The sequence below is a fragment of the Lyngbya sp. CCY1209 genome, assembly GCF_035615495.1.
GTDB lineage: Bacteria > Cyanobacteriota > Cyanobacteriia > Cyanobacteriales > Microcoleaceae > Limnospira.
This window is the reverse complement of record NZ_JAJENU010000162.1, coordinates 1-8,421: the sequence shown is the minus strand read 5'-3', so window position 1 is coordinate 8,421 and position 8,421 is coordinate 1. Positions and strand designations below refer to the sequence as shown.

General features: G+C 55.5%; 6 protein-coding genes. 2 read left to right on the top strand and 4 right to left on the bottom strand.

Annotation, left to right across the window (positions count from 1 at the left end; genetic code table 11):
* Positions 1-65: 65 nt before the first annotated feature.
* A complete protein-coding gene (locus LKE08_RS02220) occupies positions 66-242 on the bottom strand; it encodes a dihydrofolate reductase family protein (RefSeq protein WP_324702558.1) in 177 nt (58 codons plus the stop codon).
* Positions 243-268: 26 nt separating this feature from the next.
* Positions 269-3,886 carry an EAL domain-containing protein gene (locus LKE08_RS02215; protein WP_324702557.1) on the bottom strand — a complete coding sequence of 1,206 codons (3,618 nt, stop codon included), beginning with the start codon at positions 3,884-3,886 and terminating at the stop codon, positions 269-271.
* A gap of 356 nt (positions 3,887-4,242) precedes the next feature.
* Here LKE08_RS02215 and LKE08_RS02210 point away from each other — a divergent pair, with 356 nt between their 5' ends.
* Positions 4,243-5,619, top strand: a complete 1,377-nt coding sequence (locus tag LKE08_RS02210; RefSeq protein WP_324702556.1) for a trypsin-like serine protease — start codon at positions 4,243-4,245, stop codon at positions 5,617-5,619.
* Positions 5,620-5,669: 50 nt separating this feature from the next.
* Complete coding sequence (locus LKE08_RS02205) at positions 5,670-6,332, top strand: methyltransferase domain-containing protein (RefSeq protein WP_324702555.1); 663 nt, start codon at positions 5,670-5,672, stop codon at positions 6,330-6,332.
* Positions 6,333-6,938: 606 nt separating this feature from the next.
* Here the strand turns inward: LKE08_RS02205 and LKE08_RS02200 are convergent.
* Complete coding sequence (locus tag LKE08_RS02200) at positions 6,939-7,493, bottom strand: PEP-CTERM sorting domain-containing protein (protein ID WP_324702554.1); 555 nt, start codon at positions 7,491-7,493, stop codon at positions 6,939-6,941.
* A 505-nt stretch (positions 7,494-7,998) separates the two neighbouring features.
* On the bottom strand, positions 7,999-8,196 hold the full coding sequence (locus tag LKE08_RS02195; RefSeq protein ID WP_324702553.1) for an RNA-binding S4 domain-containing protein: 198 nt from the start codon (positions 8,194-8,196) through the stop codon (positions 7,999-8,001).
* Positions 8,197-8,421 lie beyond the last annotated feature (225 nt).

The following is an 8,421-nucleotide window of genomic DNA, read 5'->3' as shown; positions in this document are numbered from 1 at the left end:
ATGAGGCAAAATTCCCAACGGAGCATCGGGCATCTTGCCTGTGGATTCAGATCCGATCGCCTCATTTAAGATGAAACTCTCCAGTAGGTTTTGCGCCCCATCAAAACGGTGTCAACTGTGGCATAAAACTCTCCATAGCCGTAGTCCAGATCGGTGTCCGTGAGGAGCCAGTCGATCGCGCCAGATTTTCGGGCGATGTATCCGTCCAGACTCGACGCAATAAATAATCGGATTTTTCTCATTGTTCGGAATTTCGGCAACATCGGGGTCAAATCTGGGACTGTAAATAGGATTGAAACTGGCTGCCGGGGAGGGGTTTGCTGAACAGGTAGCCCTGGCCGTAATCGCAACCTTCCTGGCGGAGAAAATGCAATTGTTCCTCCGTTTCGATACCTTCTGCCACCACCGACAACCCCAATCCGTGCCCCATCGAAATCATGGTTTTCACCAGAGCGATCGCCTCCTCGTCGTGGGGGAGATCGGCAATGAACGACTTGTCAATTTTCAACACGCTGAATGGGAACCGTTTGAGATAGTTGAGGGAAGAATAACCCGTGCCGAAATCGTCGATCGCCAGCCGAATATTCATCTCCCCCAGACTGCGGATCAACTCCCGCACGCCGGGCACTTCTTCCACCAGCGATCGCTCCGTAATTTCCAACTCCAAACAGTCCGTATCGATGCCGCTTTTGGCGATCGCGTCAGCGATCGTATCGAGCAGAGCCGGCGTCCGAAATTGTCGGGGGGACAAATTCACCGCCACCCACAACTTTTCCGAGCCGGACCGATGCCAAGCCGCCACCTCCTGGCAGGCCGTCAATAAAATCCACTCTCCCAACTCTACGATCAAACGGGTGTCTTCGGCGATCGGGATAAACCGGTCGGGTTGCACCTGTCCGAGTTCCGGACTGTACCACCGCATCAAGGCTTCGGCCCCCACAATGCGCGAAGACGCCAGATGGACGAAAGGTTGATAAACCACAGACAACTCCCCTCGACTCAACGCATGGCGGAGGTGATTTTCCAAAGATACCCGGTTTTTGGTGATGTCGTTCATCGTTTGCGTAAAGAAAGCAAAAGCATTGCGTCCCTCCTGCTTCGCCGCATACATGGCGGTGTCCGCATTTCGCATCAAAGTATTGGTATCTTTGCCGTCGTCGGGATAGCTGGCGATGCCGATACTCGCCGAAATAAACGCCTCCTCACCGCACAGGTCGAAAGATTTTCCCAACACCTCCAACACCTTGTTGGCGACATATTCCGCCTGCAAGGGACGGTCTAAATTGGGGAGGATGATCAAAAATTCGTCCCCGCCGAGGCGCCCGACGGTGTCGCTTTTGCGGAGACATTTCATCAGGCGGTCCGCCGTTTCTTGCAGGAGGTAATCTCCCAGGTCGTGGCCGAGGGTGTCGTTGATTTTTTTGAAATGGTCGAGGTCCACGAACATGAGGGCGACGTGCTTGCGATCGCGGTCCGCCTGTATCATCGCCTGTCTAAGCCGATCTAAAACCAAAACTCGGTTGGGCAAGTCGGTGAGGGCGTCGTAGTTGGCCTGGTGGGCGAGAATTTCCTCATTTTGCTTTTGTTTGGTGATATCTTCTTTGACCGCGACGTAGTGGGTGATCGCCCCTTCGTCGTTCCGCAGGGGGGAAATCGAAGCGTGTTCCCAGAACAATTCCCCATTTTTTTTCTGGTTGTGAAACTCTCCGGACCACTGTTGCCCGGAACTGATCGTCCTCCACAGCATTTGGTATTCTTTGTCCGTGGTGTAGCCGGATTTGAGGAGGCGGGGATTTTGGCCGAGCACTTCCGCGGCCGAATACCCGGTGACTTCTTCAAATTTGGGGTTGACGTATTCGATGTTGCCCTCCGAGTCGGTGATCACGATCGACACCGGACTCTGATCGCAGGCCCGGGAAAAGACGGTCAATTGGTCTTGAGTTTGTTTGAGGTCAGTGATGTCCGTCAGGGATGCCAGGTAAGCCGTCTCGCCGTCCCAAGGAACTTCGACCACCCGCATCCTGGCAACTTTATGTTTGCCGTCGGGCCTGAAAATTTCCAACTCCGTCGATTCGCGGGTCGTCAGGGGAATCCCGACCAATTCCCCCTGCAAATCCGCGGCCCGACGGCCGAACAGGTCTTCGGCCGCCCGGTTGAGGAACAGGGCCCGCCCGTCGCGATCGACCACCACCAAACCGCTGGGACTGGTGGCGATCAGGGTGCGGAGGCGGGATTCGCTCTCCCGCAGGGCGATTTCCGCCTGTTTGCGGGCGGTGACATCGATCAGGGATGCCATCGCGTACATGGGCGTCCCGTCCTCGTCGGCGACGATGTTGGCCGTCAGTTGAGCGTGGAATTGGGTGCCGTCCCGGCGTCGGGCCGCCATTTCCCCCATCCACTGTTGGCGGCGGTGGAGGACGCGGCAGATTGCGATCGCCTGGTTTCGATCTCCCCAAAAGGTCGAGATCGGCCGGCCTAAGACATCCTCGATGGTTTCGTACCCCCACATCCGCAGGAAGGATTCGTTGGCGTAGAGCAGACGGCCGCCGAGGTCCGACAGGACGATGGCACTGACGGCGGAGGCGATCGCAAATTCTTCGAGTTTGACGGAGGGGGCAGCCGATTTCGGGTCGGCCAGGGGGCGGACGACGGCGGTGATGTGGTCGATGTTGCCGTTGCCATCACGGACGGGGTGAGATTCCTGGTTGACCCAACGGACTGAGCCGTCCGGTTTGACGATGCGATAGTTGAGACGGTAATTCTGCTGGGAATTGAGGGATTGGACGTGGGTTTCTACCACGAATTTTAGATCCCCGGGGTGGATCTGATTGAGGAACCGTTCAAAACCGGGCTGGTATTCCCCGGAGTTTTGACCCAACAGACGGCAAAATTCCTCGGACCAAATCATGGTTCCGGTCCCCAGATCCAAAGACCAACTGCCCGTCCGGGTCAGGGATTGCACTTCCTGCCAATGTTGCCGATCACGGTCGAGATGTCGAGCTTCTCGTTTCTGGGTACTGATGTCTTCGCAGACGGCGATCGCGCCCGGGCTGGGGGTTTGCATCCCCTCGATCCGGTACAATTTCAGCGAAAACCACCGCTCGACCCCTTCGATTTCGACGCCGACCTCATCCACCATTTCCCCCCAGTCCTGTCGCGTCAATTGCCGCGATCGCTCCTGCAACCAGGGGATCTCCCAAATTCCGATATTTTCTTTCCGGGGGGCGCGGCGGTAGAAACTGACGAAGACCTGCCGGGCACTCCCATTCAAAAAGACGACGTTGTGATCTCGGTCGAAGATGACGATGGGAAGTTTGATGCCGTTTAAAAAATACGCTCCGAAGTCCGTTGTTTCGACGTTCATTTTTGGATCGATAGGCCCGTGAATGTAGTCGCGGACGATCGATTGATATTGCAATTTCTTTTCTCGGTCGAACACCTGGCGATCGAGGGCATCGAAAAAATTGGCGACCACCTCGCGAAATAGCCCTTGCTGTTCGAGGCCAAATTCCCCCAACTCGATCAAGTTAAAATAGCATTGACGATATTCCCGGAGACGATCCAGGATCTCGACGGCGGTGACGCCGGCTTCCGCGTCCTCCGAGGCGACGATCGCGCCGAGCCCCCCGTGGGCTTTCAGCCGCGCCCCCACATCCGACTCCAACCCATCTGTCGCCAGATTGACGCTGGTTTCAATCAACAAAAGGGACAGTCGGGCGATCGACCCCTTGACGGACAGCAGGTGGTTCAAAATTGACTGCCCTCCCGTCCGCCCGGGTGACGGTCGAATTTGCATCACCATCCAATCTTGGTGGGTGACGATCAGTCGATGTAGGGGGTCCAAAGAACCGACCGCCAGATGGGGTTGAGTTTTGGGAGTCGTCATAACTTCATCATTCCCGCGACTTTTAAGGGGTTGAAATACCAGTCAAACTTAACAATTCTTCATGACTTTGCGATCCGTCAGATTGACTCTTTAATGGGAATCGAAACGACCGATTTTTATGACTCTCGAACCGATAACTGGCGATCCCCGCCGACTCCGAGACAGTACGGATGGGGTCTGCCCGCCAAATATTTGCCCAAAAATCCCGTCATTCGACTTCTCATCTCGTCTCTATCTTATCCTAGTCCATCAACTCTGTTAGTTTTCGGCGGCGACCCTTTCAAGGGGGGGTTTGATTGCCACCTTCAACCTCGGAAAATGGAAATTAATGGTTTCACAATTCTTAATATTTGAGGATGCAAAAATTCTTAACAAAAACTCGCGATCGCCGATCGCGAATCGTCAGTTCCGCCACCCCCGCCGACGCCGGCGATCGCCTCGTCGCCACCGGTCTGGGCTTTGACGGCGTGGTGGGTCACGGCAAAAATGGGGCGATCGACTGCACCGGCAGCCTCCTCGGCACCGGACGCCACATCCTCACCGTCGCCCACTGTTTCGACCCCGGGGACGACCCCGGCGATTATCAAGTCCAATTCGACGTTCCCACGAGCCGGGAAGCGATCGCGGTCCAAAATATCTTCCTCCACCCGGGCTGGACGGCCGACTTCGACAACAACCGCGACATCGCCATTCTAGAATTGGCCCGCACCGCCCCCGAAGCCGCCGACCGCTACGACCTCTATCGGGACTTCGACGAGGTGGGCCGAACCTTTGAAAAAGTCGGCTACGGCGTGGGCGGCAACGGATTCGACGGGGAAGACTTCGGCGGTCCGACGGGCATCCGCCGGGGCGGCAAAAATCGCTACGATGCCCCCGGCGAAATTTTCAACGACGACCCCGGCAGCAACATCATCCCCGGCAGCCAACTCGCCTACGACTTCGACAGCGGTTCCCCCGCCAACGACGCCTTCGGGGTGGAATACAGCCTCCCCGATTTGGGATTGGGCCCGGAAGAAATCGCCCCGGGCGGCGGCGACTCCGGTTCCCCAGCCTTCATCGATGGCAAGGTGGCGGGGTTGACCTCCTTCGGCCAGAGTCCCCTCACCGCCGGGGTGGACGTCACCGATCGCAACGACACCAGCTTCGGCGAGTTTTTCAGCGACACCCGGGTTTCCGTCTACGTCCCCTGGATCGAAGAGACGATCGCATTGTCCAACGGCGGCGACGACCGCATCTTCGGAAATTGGCAAAATAATCTCCTCAACGGCAACGGCGGAAATGACGCGATCGCCGGGTTGGCGGGAGATGACACCCTGTTCGGCGGGCGGGGCGACGACACGATTTCGGGCAATGCCGGGGCCGATTCCCTCTCCGGGGACGGCGGCGGCGACACCTTATTTGGGGGCGCGGGAAATGATACCCTGACGGGGGGCGAAGGGGCGGATCTCCTCAGCGGCGACTTGGGTCGAGATCTCCTGTTCGGCGGCGACGGGGACGATCGCTTCATCCTCTCGACCGCCGACCATATCGCCGATCCCCGACAGGCCGATATCGTCGCCGATTTCGCCCCCGGCGACCGCGTCGAAATCCACGGGACGCCCCGCGATCGCCTCCTCCTCGAACCCTTCACCCTCGACGGAACCGCCGGAACCCTGCTCCGAGATCCCGCCCAAAACGCCATTTTGGGATTTGTCGCCGGACCGGCGGAACCCGAACTTGTTTACATTTCTTAATATTTTCTAAACTGGAGGGAGCAATCCATAAATACATCGAGTCATTATCCATGCTCTTACAAAGCAACCAACGATCAAAACTCGACGAAACCGAAGATACCCTGTTTTACGCCTATCCCCGGTTCGTCACCCACGTCGATGAGGGATTCATCGACCAACTCACCCAACTCTACCGCGATCGCATCCCCCCCGGAAGCCGGGTTCTGGATCTGATGAGTAGCTGGGTGTCCCACCTCCCCGACGACGTGGAATTCGCCCACGTCGAGGGACACGGGATGAACGGGGATGAACTCGCCCGCAACCGCCAACTCAACCATTATTTTATCCAGGATCTCAATAAAGACCCGAAACTGCCCCTGGGCGATCGCGAATTCGACACCGTGTCGATCTGCGTTTCGGTCCAGTATTTGCAGTATCCCGAGGCGGTTTTCCACGAAATGCACCGCGTCCTCAAGCCCGGGGGGGTCGCGATCGTCAGTTTTTCCAACCGGATGTTCTTCCAAAAAGCGATCGCCGCCTGGCGGGAAGCGACCGAAGCCAAACGGGTGAAACTGGTGGAAGGCTACTTCAACTCCGTCCGCAGCGGCGAACTACCGGGCTTCAGCGTCCCCGAGGCGATCGTCCGCCCCTCGATCACTCCCCCCGTCCTGCAAATGCTCGGACTCGGCGGGGGCGACCCCTTCTATGCCGTCATCGCTCACCGGCAGCTCTGAGGCCGTTTCCTCGACCGGGATTTCCTCCACCGTCAGGGTCAGAAACACCATTTTTTCCGTGGTATTCTGGCCCCAAAATTTTTCGATGGGGTCGCCGTCTTTCGGTACGATATCCAACGCTTTTCCCGCCGTACAGGTGTAGGTTTGGCTCCTGTACCCGCAGGGAATCGCCACGTCCCCCGGCTTGACCATCTTGACTCTTAGGTGAGTTGCCGGGGGGTCCAGGGTGACGGTCTGTTTGGCGACGTTCGGCGAGATGTTGAGGGGATAGGTTTTGACGGTTTCGGGGAGTTCTGCAGCCCGGACGGGAGTCGCCGCGATCGCCCAAATCAGTAGCAGGGCGGTTAGAATTATCCTCAATGTCATTGGCATCAATTTAAAGGTTCCGCGATCGCCCTACTGTAGCAAAACGATCCGACCGGGACAACTTCCCAAATACAAAGCAGCCCTCGGGGGGCTGCTTTGTTCCATCTGTCTCATCATCGTTATCGGTGATTCGGTATGACATTACGAGAGTCGGTTCAGATATCGCTGAACTTCCAAAGCCGTGATAGGTTAGAATTCAAGTCGGAATCAAGGAGAATCTATCCCGAGTTCTTCATCATTCTAGTTTTTGCGATCCATCACTTTCTTGCCGACCAACATTCCGCCCACTGCGAGCAATCCGAACACGGTCGCCGGTTCCGGGACGTTTTGAGAGGGGTCGGGAGTCCCTTGGTCGAACACGTACAGCGTCGCGTGAGACAGATCCTTGCCGTTGGCGGTACTCCAGTTCAATGCCGTACCGACATCAACCCCCTCGAACAGATAAGCGTCAAAGCCATTGCCAGCTTTCAGGACAAATGCAAAGGTAGAATTGGCGAGGCTGCTATCCTTGAATGTGAGCGTACCGACCCCTTCATTGAGCTGCTCGATCTCGAAGTAACTATTTGAGCCACTTCTACTGTCAACTTTGTAATCATCCAGACTGTAACCCTCGATTACCTCTTGCCCGAACAGGCTTTCGATCGCATCAACGTCGTCATTTCCAGATACGCTCGTTTGGGACCAGACCGCCAAATCCGAAAATACGTTGTCGGCTAGTGCGGCGGTCGCGGACATCGCTGCCAAACCGGCAGCCAAAACTGTGGATGCAACGATACTCGAAAATTTAATGTTCATCTCTGCTCTCCAAAATTGTTGAGTTGATCGCGTCAGATGCGCCGTTCCCATTCCTCCACCTGTTAACTATCGTACCGGATTTAAATTGAGATGGATACAGTATTTTCACGGATTTACAATATCTTTTAAGGATTGTAATGAGTTTGTAAAAATCATGTAAAATTGGCGAAAATTTAGGGAAAACAGCCGAGAATTTATTTTGAATTGTTTACAACGGATTTGCCTTCAAAAAACTTTGCAAATATTACCCCCAAATTTGAAGTTTTGTAATGTCGAAGGTTCGCCACCCATTCGCGAATCAATTGCTCCGTCAATCTACTGAAAATTTAAATGATTTTGAGGCTGCGAGTATCAATTTTGGATCGCGATCGCGATTTTCCTAGATGAATTTACGGATGATAATTAAACGTATCGTGTCCGTCTGCGAGAATTTGCCGGGAGCGGGGGGCGATCGCGATCGCCCCCGAGAGTTCCTCGCCGCAGACAGTCAAACAAAAGCCGATGGCTAGAGAACCACTTCGACCGTTTGTCCGTCGAACGTGACGCGATCGCCGGCCACCAACTTCCGCCCCCGGCGAGTCTCGATCTCCCCATTCACGGCCACATAGCCGGACTGAATGAAGATCTTCGCCTGTCCCCCGGTCGCCGCCAAACCGGAATGTTTTAAAAATTGGTCGAGCTTGATTTTTTGCCCCTCTTTCATGGAAATTACTCCTTATAGCCCTGGGTGTAGTGGATCGTTTCGGCTCAAACTGTGCTTGATTCGTAGGGTGGGTTAGGCGGCTTAAACCTATGCTGTGAAAGCCATCTAGAAATCCGCCGTAACCCACCGTTTAAGGTGTGTAAATCCAGCATTAAAAAGGAAATGGTGGGTTACGGCGCGAATGAAAAGTTGTCGGTTTTTCAGAAAAATTACTGTCGCGCCTAA

What these genes read in the sequence shown, in the direction of transcription:
- LKE08_RS02195 (WP_324702553.1), bottom strand. Translation starts at nt 8,196, where the DNA reads ATGAAAGAGGGGCAAAAAATCAAGCTCGACCAATTTTTAAAACATTCC.
- LKE08_RS02220 (WP_324702558.1), bottom strand. Translation starts at nt 242, where the DNA reads ATGAGAAAAATCCGATTATTTATTGCGTCGAGTCTGGACGGATACATC.
- LKE08_RS02205 (WP_324702555.1), top strand. Translation starts at nt 5,670, where the DNA reads ATGCTCTTACAAAGCAACCAACGATCAAAACTCGACGAAACCGAAGAT.
- LKE08_RS02210 (WP_324702556.1), top strand. Translation starts at nt 4,243, where the DNA reads ATGCAAAAATTCTTAACAAAAACTCGCGATCGCCGATCGCGAATCGTC.
- LKE08_RS02215 (WP_324702557.1), bottom strand. Translation starts at nt 3,886, where the DNA reads ATGACGACTCCCAAAACTCAACCCCATCTGGCGGTCGGTTCTTTGGAC.
- LKE08_RS02200 (WP_324702554.1), bottom strand. Translation starts at nt 7,493, where the DNA reads ATGAACATTAAATTTTCGAGTATCGTTGCATCCACAGTTTTGGCTGCC.